Here is a 16,869-nt window from a genome sequence, read left to right as displayed (position 1 = left end):
TCCTCTGCACGAATGCAGACCGCGCACAGGGGAGATCGCCATGAGCAGCTCGTCGTCGACCACGGCCCGAGGAGGCGGCGGCACAGTCCGCAGCCTGGTCCCGGCCCGCATGGACCGCCTCCCCTGGACGAAGTTCCACTGGACGATCGTCGTCGGGCTCGGCTTCTCGTGGGTGCTGGACGGCCTCGAGATCCAGATCGTCGCCTCCGCCGGGTTCCAGGCCGACCTCGGCCTGACCGCCGCGCAGGTCGGCTACCTCGGCACCATCTACCTGCTGGGCCAGGTGGCCGGGGCCCTGATCTTCGGCCGGCTGAGCGACACGCTCGGCCGCAAGAAGCTCTTCATCCTCACGCTCGCGATCTACCTGGTCGCCAGCGGCCTGGCCGGGCTGTCGCCGAACTTCGCTTTCCTGGCCGTGTTCCGGTTCATCGCCGGCATGGGCATCGGCGGCGAGTACGCCGCGATCAACTCGGCCATCGACGAGATCATCCCGTCGCGTTACCGCGGCCGGGTCGACATCGCGATCAACGGCACGTACTGGGGCGGCGCCGCGCTCGGCTCTGCCGCCAACCTCTTCCTGCTGAACACCGACTACTTCGCCGAGAACGTCGGCTGGCGCATCGGCTTCTTCATCGGCCCGGTGCTCGGCCTGATCATCATCTACCTGCGCCGGCACATCCCCGAGAGCCCCCGCTGGCTGATGACCCACGGCCGCGAGGAAGAGGCGGAGGCGACGGTCACCGACATCGAGCACCGCGTCGAGGCGGAGGGGCGCACCCTCGAGCCGGTCAGCGACGACCAGGCGCTCGAGGTGACCGACCAGGGTCGCATCCCCTTCAGCGTCATCTTCCGCACCTTGGTCAAGGACTACCCGAAGCGCACCCTCGTCGCCGCGACGATGATGATCACCCAGTCGTTCCTCTACAACGCGATCTTCTTCACCTACGCGCTGGTGCTGCAGAACTTCTACGGCACGGACCCGGCGTCGACGCAGTACTTCTTCTTCCCGTTCGCGATCGGCAACCTGCTCGGCCCGTTGCTGCTCGGCCACCTCTTCGACACGTGGGGCCGCCGCCAGATGATCTTGCTGACCTACGGGGTCTCCGCGGTCGTCCTCGCCGTGTCGGCCGTGCTGTTCCACATGGACGTGCTGAGCGCGACGACCCAGACCGTCTTCTGGTGCGTGTCGTTCTTCTTCGCGTCGGCAGGCGCCTCCTCGGCTTACCTCACGGTGAGCGAGATCTTCCCGCTCGAGCTGCGCGGCCAGGTGATCGGCTACTTCTTCGCCCTCGGCCAGATCGCCGGCGCGGTCGCCCCGACGCTCTACGGCTCGCTGATCGGCGACGGCACGGACCGCGGACCGCTCACGGCGGGGTACTTCCTCGGCGCGGGGATCATGCTCGTCGGAGGCGTCATCGCGTTCGTCTTCGGGGTGTCGGCCGAGCGGAAGTCGCTCGAGTCGATCACGAGCCCGCTGTCGGTCGTGACGCCGGGGAAGGGCGGCGGGTCGGGGAAGTCGTAGGTCCGGCCGAGCGGGCCCGGAGAGCGCTGAGCGCGCCTCGCGAGCTCAGGGCCTGGCCCTCAGGAGGCGCGGTCGGGGACGCTGACCGCCGGCGGCACCGCGGCCAGGTCGGGCAGCAGGCCGATGTCGACGAGCACCACCTCCCCGGCCAGCCCTGCAGCCGGCTCGATCAGGAGCCCGGCCTTGTGCGCACCGAACGTGACCGTGAGGGTCGCGGGCAGCACGGTCGGGTCGGGGACGGCACCGTCGTCAGGCCCGATGCCGCTCGGCACGTCGACCGCGACGACCAGCGGGCCAGTGTGAGCCGTGGCAGCCGCGTGAGCCGTGGCAGCCGCGTGAGCCGTGGGAGCCGTGGGAGCCGTGACCCAGGGCAGCAGGGCCGCGACGACGTCACGGGCCCGCCCGCGCAGGGCCGGGCAGGCGCTCGTGCCCGTGCCGAGCACGCCGTCGAGGAGGACGGCCGCGCCCGTCTCCCGGAGCCGGACGCCCGCCTCCCCGACGGTCGACCACCGTGCCGCGTCGTCGACGACGGCGCCCGAGGCGCGTGCCGCGGCCAGCGCCTCCTCGTGCAGCCTGCTGCCGGTCGGGACGACCGTGACCGCGCAGCCCGCCTCGGCGAGCAGGGCCCCGGCGAAGAGCGCGTCGCCGCCGTTGCTGCCGCTGCCGACGACCAGCACGACCGGTGCGGGCCAGCGGCCCGCGTCGCGGAGCAGTCGCTCGACCTCGCGTGCCAGGCCCGCGCTCGCCCGATGCATCAGCGGCTCGCCCGCGTCGAGGTGCGGCTGCTCGGCCGCCTTCACCTGCGCGGCAGTCCACCCGTCGATCATCGCCCCATCGTGCCCGCCGCCAGCCGGCCCCGCCCACAGCCCCGACCGCCCGCGCGCGACTCGTACGTGTCGAGGGCGGGTCGCCTGCGTCGAGGGCGGGTCGTGAGCTACCCGCCCTCGACGCAGCTGACCCGCCCTCGACGGATGCAGCGGCGGGTCGGGGGTCGCGGCGCTGCCAGACTGGACGGATGCGCGACCACGTCCAGAACCCCGTCGACGGCACCGAGATCGCGTACGAGGTCGCGGGCGAGGGCCCGCCCCTGCTGCTCGTGCACGGCTCCGGCCTGTCGCGCGGGGCGTGGCGCGGCCTCGGCTACCTGCGCGACCTCGAGCGCGACTTCACCGTCGTGGCCCTCGACCTGCGGGGCCACGGGCGGAGCGGCGCCCCGCACGACCCGGCCTCCTACGACATGGCCCTGCACCGCGGAGACGTCGCGGCCGTCCTCGCGGCGACCGGCCTCGCGCCCGTCCACTACGTCGGCTACTCGTTCGGCGCCCGCGTCGGGCTGTCGATCGCGGCCCACGAGCCCGAGCTGCTCCGCACCCTGACGACGATCGGCGGCAGCTGGGCTCCGATGAACGGCAACATCGGCGCCACCTTCGCCCCGGACTGGGAGGAGGCGCTCCTGACCGGGGGCATGACCGCCTTCATCGAGCGCTGGGAGGAGACCATGGGACGCCGGCTCGACCCGGCGACGCGCCTGGCCTTCATGAGCGACGACCCGCTGGCCCTGGCGGCGTTCTTCCGGGCGGCCGAGACCGGCGGCGGGCTGACGGCGCAGCAGCTCGACGACGTGTCGGTGCCCACCCTGCTGATCGCCGGCACCCGGGACGAGGCGCGGCACCGCGAGTCGCAGGACGCCGCCCGCCGCATGCCGACGGCCGCGTTCTTCGAGCTCGTCGGGCAGGACCACGCGTCGTCGCTGATGCCCGTCGACCAGGTGACCGACCTGCTCCGCACCTGGCTCGAGGCCGTCGACGCCTGAGGCGCCCCGTCGGCGGGCGGGGCGCGCCCACGTCGCCGTCCGGCCCCCCGCCCTGCGATGATGGACGCACCATGGGCATCAGTCGTCGAGCGTTCCTGACGGGGTCGGCCTCCGGGGCCGCCGTGCTGCTGCTCGCGGCCTGCACGACCGACGGCCCCTCCCCCGCGCCGACGACCCCCCGCAGCACGCCGACGCCCACGCCGACCCCGGCCGCGACCCCCTCTGCCGGGCCGACGCCCTCGGCGTTCCGCCGCAGCGGCTGGGCCGACGACCCGTTCGCGCGCGGCTCGGGCAGCTACCTCACCACCTCGTCGTCCGACGCCGACCGCGCGGCGCTCCGCAGGCCGGTCGACGACCGTCTCTTCTTCGCCGGCGAGGCCGTGGCGAGCACGGCTCCCGGCACCCTGGGCGGCGCGCGGGCCAGCGGCTTCGACGTCGCGCAGGCGGTCGCCGCGGTGGCTGAGCGAGGCGAGCGCATCGCCGTCGTCGGCGCGGGCATGGCCGGCGCCACCGCGGCCCGCAGCCTCGCCGACCTCGGCTACGACGTGGTCGTGGTCGAGGCCCGCGACCGGGTCGGAGGTCGGGTCGCCAGCTACACCGGCGGCGACTGGCCGTTCCCGCTCCAGATGGGCGCCGCCTCCCTCGACGGCGAGGCGGCCACGGCCCTCGTCGCGGCGCTCGCCCTCGGCCGGGTCGACACCGTGCGCCTCGGGGACGCGCTCGAGGTGCGGTCGTCCGGCGGGCAGGCGACGACGCTCGGCGGAGTTCCCGAGCGCTCGTTCGCGTCCGCCGCCGGGTGGGCCGACGACCAGGCCGCGTCCGTCACGGTGGCCCAGGCCGTCACCGGCGCGGGCGCGGGGCCCGAGCAGCAGTCGCTCGAGCCCGACGCCTCTGGCGTGTCCGACGCCGCGCGTCTGCAGTTCGTGATCGACGAGGCACTGCCCGTGCGCTGGGGAGCCGGGCCCGACGACCTCGCCGAGCGCCAGGACCCGGGCGACGTCGCCGAGCTCGTCGCCGCCGACCCCGGCAGCCTGTTCCCGCTCGGCGAGCCGTTCGTCACCGGCGACCTGTCCGCGTTCGTCGAGGCCCAGCTCGACGACCTCGACGTGCTGCCCGGCAGCACCGTCGCGCGGATCCAGTACGGCGACCAGGGCGTCGGCCTCCGCCTCGCCACCGGCGAGAGCCTGTCGGTCGACCGCGTCGTGGTCACCCTGCCGCTGGGAGTCCTCAAGGAGGGGACGACCGAGTTCGCGCCCGAGCTCCCGACCGCGCACGCCGCGGCGATCGAGACGCTGGGCGTCGCCCAGCAGGAGGTGCTCTGGCTGCGCTTCGACGAGCGGGCCTGGAGCACGGAGGCGACGGTGCTGACCACTCTGGACGGGTCGTCGGGCTACCGCGTCTTCGTCAACCTGATGCCCTCGACGGGCGAGCCGGTGCTGGTCGCGCTGGCGGGCGGGGACGACGCGGTCGCCAGCCTCGAGCTCGGCGACGACGAGGCCGTCGCCGACGCGCTGGCAGGCCTCGCGCCCTACTTCGACCTCGTGCCGGAGGCCGTGCCGGAGGGCACGTCAGCGCCCGACACGGGCGCGGACCCGTCGCAGGCCCCCGCAGGCTGATCACCCCCGGCGCCGCCTGCGCCGCCGGCCTCCGTCCCCACGACCTCCGCACGCCGGCCGCGCCGCAGCAACACGCTCGGCCGTGGCCCCGGCCGGAGGTGGCTGAGCGCGATCAGGGCCGACATCACCCCGACGATGACGGCCAGGGCGATCGCGTTGTACATCACGAACTCGTCGGGCCAGCGCACCTGCGCCGGGTCGAGGAAGAAGTACGGGTACCAGCCGACGTCGGCCCCGCGCACGATCGTCGCGATCCCCCACACGACCGGGAAGACGAGCACGACGGAGAGCATCGCCCAGCTGACGCGGGTCCGCCCCGGGGCGAGCACCCAGTCGACGACGAGGAACCCCGGGATCCAGAAGTGCAGCACCTGGGTCGACCAGGGCACACCGATGGCGAAGTCGTTGCTCAGCGACTCGATCAGGATGATCCCGTAGACGATGCCGGAGACGACGACGTAGGTGGTGACGAGCGCGTGCACGGCGGCGAAGCCGCGGCCCTCCGGTCGCCCCCGGAGCGACAGCACGCCCGAGACGCCGAGGACGAGCACGTTCGCCATGTTGCTCTGCTGCGTGAAGTAGGCGAAGTAGTTGACCGTCGAGAAGGTCGAGAAGCCGAGCGTGTAGAAGAAGTACGACACGAGGGCCGCGGTGCCCAGGGCGGCGACGACGAGGCGCAGCACGCCGACGACTGTTCGCACCCTGTTCACTCGCTCCTGGTAGCGCGGGGACGCCTCGGGTAGGCCTCCCGTGCAGACGACGACCCTACTAGGACGGGCCGGTCTCCCCCTGAGGGGAGACCGGCCCGTCGGCACAGCTGGGATCAGCTGCGACCGTCTCAGCTGGGGATGTAGTCGAACGTGTCGGGGTCGGGGCCCGTGCGCTCGCCCTTGTCGAGGTCGGTGATGGCCGCGACGTCGGCGTCGGACAGCTCGAAGTCGAAGAGCGCGAAGTTCTCCTCGACGCGCGAGCGCGTGACCGACTTGGGGAACACGATGTCGCCGCGCTGCACGTGCCAGCGCAGGGTCACCTGGGCGGTCGACTTGCCGACGTGCTCCGCGATCTCGACGAGGGTCGGGTCCTCGAGGACCTTGCCCTGGGCGATGGGCGACCACGCCTCGGTGTGGATGCCGTGCTCGACGCCGAAGAGGCGCAGCGAGTCGTTGGTGAGGTAGGGGTGGACCTCGATCTGGTTGACAGCGGGCACGACGTCGGCCTCGTCCAGCAGGCGCTGCAGGTGCGGCTGGTGGAAGTTCGAGACGCCGATGGCCTTGGCCCGGCCCGTGGCGTAGATCTCCTCGAGCGCCTTCCAGGTCTCGAGGTAGTCGACGTCCGTGGTCGGCAGAGGCCAGTGGATGAGGAACAGGTCGACGTAGTCGGCGTTCAACGCCTCGAGCGTGCCGTCGAACGCCTTCAGGGCGTCGTCGCGACGGTGGAAGCCGTTGTTGAGCTTGGAGGTGACGAAGATCTCGGAGCGGTCGATGCCCGACTCGCGCAGCGCCTCGCCGACGCCTGCCTCGTTGCCGTACATCTGCGCCGTGTCGATGTGGCGGTAGCCCACCTCGAGGGCGGTGAGCGTCGCGTCCTTCGTCTGGTCGGGCTCGACCTGGTAGACGCCGAAGCCGAGCTGGGGGATCTCGACGCCGTTGTTCAGGGTGATGGTGGGGATCGATGTCATGCACCCATCGAACCACCGCCTCCTGCGGCGTTCTCAGCGACGTCACGGATCAGCCCTGGTGCATCCGGCCCGACCGTGTTATCGTTGCAGGTCGCTTGGCAACGATCCTCTCAGATCGTTCCCGACTCACGGCCCTGTCGTCCACACGCAGGCCGAGTCGAACAGCCTGCAGATCCTGTCTGCGCATCTCGAGAACCCCGGTCCGAGCCTCACCCGCTCGCCTACTCACCGGTCGTCGCCCGAGACGAGGCCCGACCAGGCTCCCCGAGCCTGAGGACATCCGTCCGCCCCACCGCCGAGAACGGCGGTCCACGCATGCCCCGCGCTGCGTGCCACGACGCTGAGCAACACAGCACACATCGAAGAAGAGAACACGCATGAACGAGAACATCACCACCCTGAGCGGCACGGTCACCACTGAGCCCGTCCTGTCCACCGCCCGCCTCGCCGAGTTCGTCGTCGTCGACGCCTCCGGCGCCGAGTTCGTCGTCCGCGCCTGGAGCGACGTCGTCACCGACGACGTCCGCGTCGGCGCCTCCGTCACGGTCGAGGGCGCCCAGGGCTGGGTCATCCCCGGCCGCAGCTGGCGCCGTGAGCCCAGCCGCACCATCGTGCAGGCCTACGCCGTGAGCGCCCACGCGCTCGCGCTCGCCGCCTAGGCAGGTCCCGAGGAGGCGCGACCCGCCTCCTCGACGCCCGTCGCGCCCTGCGCGTCGACGGCACGACAACACGACACACGAGAGGCCCCGGTGCACACGCACCGGGGCCTCTCCTCGTGGGCTCGCCGTCGGCAGCGCCGCTAGGCCGTGGCGAGCCCCGTCGCGCGGACGAGGATCGGCCGGTGGTCGCTGATGCCGGCGGGCAACGTGACGACGTCCTCGATGGTGAGGTCGTAGCTCGTCGCGAAGTCGAAGTGTCCCTTGACGTACTTGTAGCCGAGGTAGGTCGGCGTGCTGCTGCGCGTCAGGACGAAGCCGTCGCGCTCGATGCGCTTCTTGAGCCCGCCGTGGAACCACGGGTAGTTGAAGTCGCCGACCATCAGCATCGGCACGCCGGGCGCGAGCGCACGCATCAGCTGGTGGGCCGACTCGACCTGCTTCTTGCGAAGGCCGTTCGTCGCGGTGAGCGGCGCGGCGTGGAACGAGCCGATCAGCACGTCGGCGCCCGAGATGCGGTCGTGCAGGTGCATCGCCAGCAGACGCTCGTGGGCCGGCGACATCACACGGTCGTGCATGCTCTTCTTCAGCGCGTAGACGTTCGTGCCCAGCAGCTCGAAGCGGGAGCGCCGGTAGTACGCCGCGAGCCCGAGCCGGTTGTTCCGGGTCGACGCCGCGAGCGAGAACTCGCCGAACTCGTCGGGGATGTCCTTCGTGTCGGCCTCCTGCAGGCAGAGCACGTCGGCGTGGTGGTCCTCCGCCAGCGCCCTGATCTCGCCCTTGGCCGTGTGCTCGCGCAGGTTGTAGCTCACCACGCGCATGGTGTTGCCGTTCTGTCCAGTCACGAGTGACGAACCTAGTCCCTTCGTGTTTCGCGGAGGCGCAGGGTCGCGCTCAGCGGCCACGCGGCGCGCCGCGGTCGACGGACGAGGAGGCGGTCCGCACCCTCCGTGGGGAAGGTGCGGACCGCCTCCTGCGCGATCAGCCCGTCGCGGCGTCGGCCGCCCGGCTGCCGCGGGTCAGCTCGGGGCCAGCTGCGGCTCAGCGCCAGGGCAGCCCAGGGAACCAGTGGTGGAACAGGTCGCCGATGGCGTTCCAGATCCAGCCGATCAGGCCGGGCAGGTCGAAGCCGCCGTGGCCGGGTCCGCCGTGGCCTGGCCCGCCGGGCTCCCCCGGGCCGGGACCCGGGTCGACCGGCGTCTCGGGCTCCTCGCCCGTCGTCACGGTGAGGTAGCTCGCCGTGCCCGTGTCGCCGTAGACGACACGGCCGAGGTAGCTGCTCTCGTACGCGAGGTCCGACCAGGAGGCGGTGACCGTCGTGGTCTCGCCGAGCCCGGCCTCGAGCACGGCCGGGTCGACGGCGAGGCCGCCCTGGGCCGCGGCCGGGTCGAGCAGGTACGACGTCAGCGTGAAGCCGAGGTCGCCCGCGCCCGAGTAGAAGTCGACGAGCAGCACGTACTGGCCTGCCGCCGGCGTCTCCACGTCGAGCTGCTCGTCCGCCGAGCCCGTGGCGGCGGCCCCGACCAGCTCGTCGGGCTGGCCCGACGCGTCGGCCGTGTAGAGCAGCAGGTCGAGGTCGGCCGTGTCCTCGGCCGAGTCGAGCACGAAGCGGGCGTGCGTCGTGCCCTCGGCGACCGTGAGCGGCACCTGGGCGGCGTCGGCACCGGCGGTGCCGGAGCCGGTCGCGACCTGGCCGAGGGCGAGGCCCTCGGCGGCGAGCGGCAGCGACAGGGCGTCGCCGGCGGTCACGTCGACCGTCGCCTGGCCCGTCACGCCCTCGCCCGCGAACTCGGCGGCGACGTCCAGCTGCACTGGCCGCACCGCGAGCGGGCTCCGAGCGTCACGGGTGCCGTCGGTCCACGTCAGGTAGCCGGTGGCGAACTCGTCGAGCGCGGCGGTGGTGCGGGTGAAGGTGACCGTGTAGTCCTGCGTCTCGCCTGCCTCCGAGAAGGTCAGCGTCGAGGGCGAGACCGCGGCGGTGACACCGGCCATGGCGACCGGCTCGGCCGTCCAGGTGCCGGGTGCCGTCGCCGTGACCGAGCGAGTCACCGTGGTCGTGCCGGCGAGCGAGCCGACGCTGATCGAGGGGAGGTTCAGCGACGAGTCGGTGCCCTCGATCGTGTCGATCGAGTCGACGTAGGCCTGCCAGTCGGCAGTCCCGGTGCGGTACAGCAGGCCCGGGTCGAGGAACGCGGTGGGGTCGACGTGCCCGGCGCCCTGGGCGAAGACGTCCTGGGTGGGCGCGCCGTCGGCTCCGACGAGGTCGTAGGCGGTGGTCATCATCGCCGACTTCACCTCGGCCGGGGTCCAGTCGGGGTGCACGGTGCGCGACAGGTAGAGCGCCGCGAGGCCGGCGACGTGCGGGGACGACATCGACGTGCCCGAGAGGAACTCGTAGCTGCCGGGCTCGCCTGCGGCGTTGGCGCCGTCGGCGAGGATCGCCACGCCGGGTGCCGAGATGTCCGGCTTCAGCAGGTTGCCGCCGTCGGCCGTCACCGGGCCGCGCGACGAGAAGCCGGCGATCTGGGGAGTGGCGGGCTCGGGCAGGCCGGCCGGGTTGCCGTCGACGAGGGTGACCGTCGCGCCCTCGGTGGCCGCGTAGGCGTGCAGGGCGTCGTGCGACGCCGCGTCGACGTGGACCGTGGGGACGACGTGCTCGTCGAGGTCGACCGAGCTGGGCGTGGGGTTCACGAGCAGCATGCCGATGCCCCCGATGCGCTCGACCTCGGCGCTCTTGGCCGTGCGGTCGTAGACGCCACGGTCGCAGAGCACGATCGCGCCGGAGGCGGCGGCCGCGTCGGCGTCGAGGGAGTCGGGTCGGCAGAGGGCCGCGTCGGCCGCCGTCGCCCCGTCGACCGCGAGGGTCGCCGCGTCGACGAGGGGGCCGCTGACGCCCTCGGTGCCGGTCGGCACCGTGATCGAGCCGCCGAGGTACGAGGCGCCGTCGCCGGTCAGCGCGGTGGCCGCGTAGCTCGGGACGGTGCTCGCGGCGACGGTGGTGATCCAGGGTGCCGCGTTGTCCGCCGTGGTCGGCGTGGGGCCGTCGTTGCCGGCCGAGGCCGCGACGAAGACGCCCGCCGATGCCGCGCCGAGGAACGCCTGGTCGGTGGCCGAGAAGGTGCTCGTCGCGCCGCCTCCGCCGATCGAGTAGTTGATGACGTCGACGCCGTCGGTCACCGCGGCCTCGATGGCCGCGACCAGGTCGCGCGTCGCGCAGCCGTCGTCGTCGGTGGCGACCCGGTCGGGACCGTCCCAGCAGACCTTGTAGGCCGCGATCTTCGCGGCCGGTGCGACGCCCGAGATGGTGCCGAAGTCGCGGTCGCCGATCGTCACCTCGACGTCGGCGTTGCCCGCCGCGGTCGAGGCCGTGTGCGAGCCGTGGCCGTTGCCGTCACGGGGCGAGAGGTACTCGCCCTGCTCCTCCGTGCCGATGTTGTCGACGCCGAAGCCGTCGACGAAGTAGCGCGCGCCGACGAGCTTCGTGTTGCAGTCGGAGGCGGTGAACTGGACGCCGGTCTGGCAGACGCCGGTGAAGGTGCCGCCGTCGCCCTTGTCGAAGACGATCGAGTCGCCCTCGAGGTGTGGCTCGGCGCTGTCCTGCTGGCCGAGCGAGTCGCCCGAGAACGAGGCATTCCCCGCGGCGATGCCCGAGTCGATGATGCCGACGACCACGCCGTCGCCCGCGGCGTCGCGACCGCCGATCTCGTCCCAGACGCCGCCGTTCCCCTCGGCGTCGCCGAGCCCGAGGAAGTCGGTCGACGGCGTCGCCTGCAGCTTGAGCAGCTCGTTCTTGGACACCGCCGCGACCGACGGGTCGGCGGCGAGCGCCCGCGCCTGTTCGGCGCTGAGGTCGGCGGCGAACGCGTTCGTCGTCACCGAGAAGTGCGCGTCGACGGTGGCGCCGACCGCCTCGGCCACGTCGGCCTGGGTCTGCTCGAGGTGCTCCGACCACTCCTGCACCGGCGCGGCCTGCGCGTCGAGGCGCGCGCCCTCCGGCGCGGCCGTGGCGGCGAAGCCGGCCTTGCCGCCCTCGTAGGTCGCGGCCGCGGGCTCACGCAGCGTGACGATGTACGACCCGCTCGCGAACTGGGAGTCGCCGACCACGGCAGGCCCGTCGGCCGCCAGGGCCGAGGTGGCCGGCAGCGCGACGACGCCGGCGGCGACGAGTCCCGAGATGAGCAGTGCGGAGAGTGGAGCCTTCGGCCGTCGTCGGCCGGACGATGTGATCACAGGGTGCCTTCCGGGTGCCGCACCCGGTCGGGCACGGTCGATCCGTAAGAGTTACCTGAGAATGTGACGACCCTCAACCGGGGGGCATGGCCGAACCCGGCCACTGTCCTCGACCGGCCACGGAATTTACACGGGAGCACCCGGACGGGGTACGCCAGGTCCCCCACGATGCCCACTGGACAAGGGCGCGTGTCGACCCGCGCCTCCTCGACGGGGTACGAGCCGAGGAGGCGCCGGCCGGCCGGGCAGGGCGCCCGTCAGACCCAGCCGCGTCGCGCCGCCTCGACGCCCGCGTGGAACCGGTTGCTCGCCCCGAGCTCGTCGAACAGGTCGTGCAGCCGACGGCGCAGGGTGCGCGGCGAGATCCCCAGCTGGCGGGCGATCACGTCGTCGGTCGCGCCCGCGGCCACGAAGGCGAGCAGGTCACGCTCGTCGACGGTCGGGGCGCGGAGGCCGGTGGTGGCGTCGGGCGGGCCGTCGGCGCCGACCCGGCCGGCAGCCGCACCGGCACCGGGCGAGCTCGACGCGGCGGACGCGACGTCGAGCCCCGCGCCCTGGGTCGCCGCCGCGAGCCGGGCAGCGACCTCGGACCAGTCGACGGAGGCACCCGCACCCGCGCCGGCGCCCGTGCCCGTGCCCGTCTCGGCCAGGGCAGGCACGGGGACGGCAGTGCGCCAGCGCGACTCGAAGAGGTCGCAGAGGGCGGCGATCAGCGCGGGCGACTCGGTGAGCAGCGCCTCGGGAGCAGCCGTCGGGTCGTCGAGTGGCCCGACCGAGACGAGGGCGACCTGGCGGTCGGCGATCGCGAGCTTGACCGGCAGGTCGTGGGTGACCCGCGCCTCCTCGCCGTCGGCCCCGAGGCGGTGGACGCCCTGCAGGCTCCCGTCGACGGTGAAGCTGGCCACGGTGTAGATCGCCCGCCAGTGCACGCCGCGGTTGAGGGCGCCGCGCTCGACGGACTCGTTCGTGGCGACGACGTACGGCGGGCGGTCGAAGGCGAGGAACTCGCCCCTGGCCCGGTGCTGCAGGCGCGAGTACCAGTCGCCCACCGCCGCGTGGCCGGTGAGCACGGTGGTCGTGCCCGACGGGTCGGCGACCCGACGACCGTCGTCGAACAGTGCGCCGAGGCCCGAGACCGCGGTGCGTGCGTCGGCGAGCTGCTCGTCGTGGGCGGCGACCAGCGCGGACACCGCGACGCGGGGGTCGACGGCGCCGTAGCCCGGGGCCTGGCGGCCGTGGCCCTCGGCCGTCCGGTGCACGAGGCCGATGTTGCGGAGCTGCTCGAGGGCGGTGACGACGACGGCGTCGTCCAGCTCGCGGGCGGAGGCGATCGCGGCGACGTCGACGGTGTCGCCGCAGGTGAGGACGAACTCGTAGACCGCGGCGGTGACCGGGTCGATGCCGAGCGCGGCGAGGGAGGGCAGGGTCATCTGGACATCGTGCCCTGCCGGGACGCCCCGTGGCGACCCGGCGTGCCATCGCGGGGTAACGTCTTCCGGATGACCAGTTCCGGGGACGCACCGTGAGCGACGGGGCGACCACCGCCTCCTCGCTGCGTCCTGCCGTCCGTCGGCGCTGGTCGCCCGACCTGGCGTCGTGGCTGCCTGCCCGCTGGTCGACGGTGCTGACCGTCTACCTGGCGTCGCGGGTCTGGTCGCTGGCGCTGCTCGCCGTCGTCTGGGAGGTCGCCCACCTGGCCGGCTTCGAGTTCCGCACGCCGGGCGCCCAGCTGTCGCTGCTCGACTTCACCACGTCGTGGGACGCCGACCGCTACCGGACGATCGCCCTGCAGGGCTACCCGTCCGTGCTGCCCACCGACTCGGCGGGGAACGTGCTGCCGAACGAGTGGGCTTTCCTGCCGGTGTTCCCGACGCTCTGCCACCTGCTGATGGTCGCGACGGGCATGCCGTTCAGCGGTGCCGCCCTGCTGCTCTCGACGGCCTTCGGCGCCGGCGCAGCCCTCGTGCTGTACCGGCTCGTCGACTCGGCCGTCGGGCACCGCGGCGCCATCTGGGCCGTGCTGCTGCTCTGCTTCGGGCCGCTCGGGTTCCTCTTCTCCGTCGGGTACGCGGAGGGGCTCATGCTCTTCCTCTTGTTCGGTGGTGTGCTGGCGATGCGGCAGCGGCGGTACGGGCTCGTGCTGGCGTGCGGAGTGGCCGCGGCGTTCACGCGACCGGGAGCGCTGGCGCTGGCGCTGGCACTGGCCGTGCACCTCGTGGTGCGGTGGCGGACGGAGCGTGACCCTGATGCGTCCGGCCCCGGCTCCTCCTCGTCCGCCTCCTGGCCGTGGCAGGTGCTCCCCCGGCGCGACCTCGGCCAGATCCTGACGGCGGGGGCGGCCATCGCCGCCGCCGGGCTCGCCTGGCCCGTCGTCGCTCACCTCGCGACGGGCCAGCACGACGCCTACCTGCAGACGGAGATGGCCTGGTGGGTCGACTACGTCGGACGGCCCCCGTTCGTGCCGCTGACGCCGTGGTTCCTGCTCGCCGGGCGGTGGCTCGGCATCGGCGGCATCGCCCTGGTGCTCGCCCTGCTCGTGCTCGCCGCCGTCTGGTTCACGCGCCGGTCGACCCTGCGCCTCGGCCACGAGACCGTCGCGTTCACGGCGAGCTTCGCGCTCTACCTCGTGGCGGTGTTCCTGCCGCAGCAGAGCCTGTTCCGGCTGCTGCTGCCGCTCACTCCGCTGCTCGGGGCCCCGGCCGTGTCCGAGCGGCCCGTCGTGCGGCGGACGCTGCTCGTGGGCGGGATCGCCCTGCAGCCCGTGGCGGTCGTGCTGCTCTGGCTGTTCGTCGCGCCGTAGCCCGGAGCCCGTGGCCCTTCGCCCGTCGCCCGTGATCGCGGGGCCGCCGCCCTGCGTGCCCCCCGTGCCCCGTCCGGGGGTGTTCACCAGCCGCACCGCCCCCGTTCACCGGGAGGACACGGGCGCGGGTTCTCCTGGGACAGGACGTGCAGGGAGTGCACGCCCACCCGCGACCACGATCACTGGAGCAGACACGTGACCCCCACGAACACCCGCCGCCGCCGCGCGGCACTGGCCACGGGGGCGGCGGCGACCCTCGCCTCCTTCGCCCTCGTCCTCAGCCCGGCCGTCGCCCTCGCTGCGACGCCGGCCGACGTCGCCGAGAACGGCGGCGCAGCGCGCAGCGCCGACGACAGCACCGCCGCCCTGCTCGAGTCGGTCGAGGCGGGGCCGGCGAAGAACGTCATCCTGCTGATCGGCGACGGCATGGGCGACAGCGAGATCACGTCGGCCCGCAACTACGCGTACGGAGCCGGCGGGACCCTGCCCGGCATCGACGCCCTGCCCCTGACCGGCCAGTACACGACGTACTCGCTCGGCAAGGACGGCAAGCCCGACTACGTCCCCGACTCGGCCGCGACCGGCTCGGCCTGGGCCACCGGCACGAAGACCTACGACAACGCCATCTCGGTCGACATCGCGGGCACCCCTCAGGACACCCTCGTCGAGATCGCCAAGGCCAACGGCCTGAAGACGGGCAACGTGTCGACCGCCGAGCTGCAGGACGCCACGCCGGCCGTGCAGGCCGCCCACGTCGCGGCGCGCAGCTGCTACGGCCCCGACTCGGTCACGCAGTGCGGCGCCGATGCCCTCGACCAGGGCGGACTCGGCTCGATCAGCGAGCAGATCATCGGCACCCGTGCCGACCTCACCCTCGGCGGAGGCGCGGCGTCGTTCCGCCAGACCGCCCGCGCCGGTCAGTGGAACGGCCAGACCCTCGACGCCCAGGCGACCGACCGCGGCTACCAGCGCGTCACCGACCAGGCGGGCCTCGACGCCCTGACCGCTGCCGACCAGACCGCCCCGGTGCTCGGCACCTTCGCTGACGGCAACTTCCCGACGCGGTTCGCGTCGACGACCGCTACCGTCGGAGGCGCCGACCTCGCCCCGCAGACCTGCCAGCCGAACCCGGCACGCCTCAGCACCGACCTGTCGCTGGCCTCGCTGACCGAGAAGTCGATCGACCTGCTCGACGGCGACGACGGCTTCTTCCTGCAGGTGGAGGGCGCCTCGATCGACAAGCGCGACCACAGCGCCGACGCGTGCGGCCAGATCGGCGAGGTGCTCGACCTCGACGAGGCAGTCCGCTCGGCCCTCGACTTCGCCGAGGCCGACGGCGAGACCCTCGTCATCGTCACCGCCGACCACGCCCACACCAGCCAGATCGTCGACTCGACTCCCCCGGCGACGCTCAGCACCGCGCTGACCACGGTCGACGGCAGCACGATGAAGATCGCCTACGGCACGGCCGCGGCCGGCGGGTCGCAGCAGCACACCGGCACGCAGCTGCGCGTCGCCGGCTACGGCCCCGGGGCCGCGAACGTCGTCGGCCTGATCGACCAGACCGACAACTTCTTCACCATCGCGAACGCGCTGCAGCTCGACCGCGACCTGGTGTCGCTCAGCGCGGACGCGACGATCGCGGCACCGACCCAGGTCGCGCCGGGCGCGACGTTCGACGTGACCGTCTCCGGCCTCGACGGCGACCGTCAGGCGTCGGGCACCCTCGACGGCGTCAGCCTCGGCACGGTCGACGTCATCGACGGTGTCGCGACCTTCTCGGTCACGGCACCCGCCGGGCTCGGCGACCGCACGGTCACCGTGACCGGCGTGCAGACGCGCACCGCGCTCAGCGCCGCCGTCGCGGTCGTGGCCGACCCCGTCGCCTCGCCGTCGCCTTCTGCTCCTGCCACCGGCGGCGCCGGCGGAACCGGCGGCACCGGGACCGGCGTGGGCGGCTCGGGCACCGGCACGGCGGCGGGCTCCGGCCCGCTCGCCTTCACCGGCTCGGACGCGCTGCCCGCGCTCGTGCTCGCGCTGCTGCTCGCGGGCGCCGGCACGGTGCTCGTGGCCCGACGTCGCCGCCGCACCCTGATCGACCACTCGGGGCTGTAGCCCCGGCGGGAGATCGACCGGAGGCGCGGGTCCGACAGGGCCCGCGCCTCCTTCGTGTCTGCACCACCGCGCCTGCGTGGCCGCGCCGGTGCGCTCGCCTCGCGGCGTCTCGCATCGAGCGGGGGCGGCCTCGGCCGTGTCGAGGATCCAGGTGGCGTCGTCGCGACCCCGTCCCCGCGACCACCGGCCGGAGCGTTCGTGACGTCGTCTCCTGAGAGCTCGACGCAGGCCGACGGCAGCCGGCCGCGTCGAGGACTCAGGTCACGTCGTCGTGACCGGCACTCTGAGACCGTCGGCCGAGGGGTCGACGACGTCGTCTCCTGAGACCTCGACACGACGGGGACGGCCCGAGCCGCGTCGACCATCCAGGTGGTGGCCACGCGCTGCGTGCGCGATCACCGCCGCCGAGGTCGCGCACGACGTGGTCTCCTGAATGCTC

Annotated in this window: 12 protein-coding genes; 6 read left to right on the top strand and 6 right to left on the bottom strand. The window is 73.4% G+C overall.

The annotated features are described in order from the left end of the window. Positions 1–40: 40 nt before the first annotated feature. Complete coding sequence (locus tag JOE35_RS05105) at positions 41–1,522, top strand: MFS transporter (RefSeq protein WP_245186055.1); 1,482 nt, start codon at positions 41–43, stop codon at positions 1,520–1,522. A gap of 59 nt (positions 1,523–1,581) precedes the next feature. Here the strand turns inward: JOE35_RS05105 and JOE35_RS05100 are convergent, their stop codons facing one another. Further along, positions 1,582–2,349 carry an NAD(P)H-hydrate epimerase gene (locus tag JOE35_RS05100; protein WP_209560179.1) on the bottom strand — a complete coding sequence of 256 codons (768 nt, stop codon included), beginning with the start codon at positions 2,347–2,349 and terminating at the stop codon, positions 1,582–1,584. 188 nt (positions 2,350–2,537) lie between these two features. On the opposite strand from JOE35_RS05100, the gene JOE35_RS05095 reads away from it, so the two are divergent. Both JOE35_RS05095 and JOE35_RS05090 read left to right on the top strand, forming a co-directional pair. Then, a complete protein-coding gene (locus tag JOE35_RS05095) occupies positions 2,538–3,335 on the top strand; it encodes an alpha/beta fold hydrolase (protein ID WP_209560178.1) in 798 nt (265 codons plus the stop codon). A 71-nt stretch (positions 3,336–3,406) separates the two neighbouring features. Then, positions 3,407–4,951, top strand: coding sequence for an FAD-dependent oxidoreductase (locus JOE35_RS05090; RefSeq protein WP_209560177.1), 1,545 nt, complete (start codon positions 3,407–3,409; stop codon positions 4,949–4,951). On the opposite strand, the gene JOE35_RS05085 is transcribed toward JOE35_RS05090, so the two are convergent. Together JOE35_RS05085 and JOE35_RS05080 are read right to left on the bottom strand one after the other, a co-directional pair. Further along, positions 4,864–5,652 (bottom strand): Pr6Pr family membrane protein, encoded by a 789-nt coding sequence (locus JOE35_RS05085; protein WP_209560175.1) that lies wholly within the window; start codon positions 5,650–5,652, stop codon positions 4,864–4,866. The genes JOE35_RS05090 and JOE35_RS05085 overlap by 88 nt on opposite strands. A 137-nt stretch (positions 5,653–5,789) precedes the next feature. Next, positions 5,790–6,629, bottom strand: a complete 840-nt coding sequence (locus JOE35_RS05080) for an aldo/keto reductase (protein ID WP_209560172.1) — start codon at positions 6,627–6,629, stop codon at positions 5,790–5,792. Between the two features lie 377 nt (positions 6,630–7,006). Here JOE35_RS05080 and JOE35_RS05075 point away from each other — a divergent pair, with 377 nt between their 5' ends. Then, positions 7,007–7,288 carry a hypothetical protein gene (locus JOE35_RS05075; protein WP_209560170.1) on the top strand — a complete coding sequence of 94 codons (282 nt, stop codon included), beginning with the start codon at positions 7,007–7,009 and terminating at the stop codon, positions 7,286–7,288. Positions 7,289–7,428: 140 nt separating this feature from the next. Here the strand turns inward: JOE35_RS05075 and JOE35_RS05070 are convergent, their stop codons facing one another. The 3 genes from JOE35_RS05070 to JOE35_RS05060 all read right to left on the bottom strand — a co-directional run bounded on the left by JOE35_RS05070 (position 7,429) and on the right by JOE35_RS05060 (position 12,945). Then, entirely contained in the window at positions 7,429–8,130 is a 702-nt protein-coding gene (locus tag JOE35_RS05070) for an endonuclease/exonuclease/phosphatase family protein (protein ID WP_307802944.1), read from the bottom strand. A gap of 196 nt (positions 8,131–8,326) precedes the next feature. Beyond that, the gene (locus tag JOE35_RS05065) at positions 8,327–11,515 is read right to left on the bottom strand and encodes a S8 family peptidase (RefSeq protein WP_209560168.1); all 3,189 of its coding nucleotides are present in this window, start codon (positions 11,513–11,515) and stop codon (positions 8,327–8,329) included. Between the two features lie 257 nt (positions 11,516–11,772). Next, a complete protein-coding gene (locus JOE35_RS05060) occupies positions 11,773–12,945 on the bottom strand; it encodes a helix-turn-helix transcriptional regulator (protein ID WP_209560166.1) in 1,173 nt (390 codons plus the stop codon). Between the two features lie 92 nt (positions 12,946–13,037). On the opposite strand from JOE35_RS05060, the gene JOE35_RS05055 reads away from it, so the two are divergent. Both JOE35_RS05055 and phoA read left to right on the top strand, forming a co-directional pair. Continuing rightward, positions 13,038–14,315, top strand: coding sequence for a hypothetical protein (locus tag JOE35_RS05055; RefSeq protein WP_209560164.1), 1,278 nt, complete (start codon positions 13,038–13,040; stop codon positions 14,313–14,315). A gap of 195 nt (positions 14,316–14,510) precedes the next feature. Continuing rightward, entirely contained in the window at positions 14,511–16,430 is a 1,920-nt protein-coding gene (gene phoA / locus JOE35_RS05050) for an alkaline phosphatase (protein ID WP_307802943.1), read from the top strand. Positions 16,431–16,869 lie beyond the last annotated feature (439 nt).

Origin of the sequence: Frigoribacterium sp. PvP032 (genome assembly GCF_017833035.1) — a bacterium.
GTDB lineage: Bacteria > Actinomycetota > Actinomycetes > Actinomycetales > Microbacteriaceae > Frigoribacterium.
Note: the sequence above shows the minus strand (reverse complement) of the source record. Positions and strands in the feature narration are given on the sequence as shown.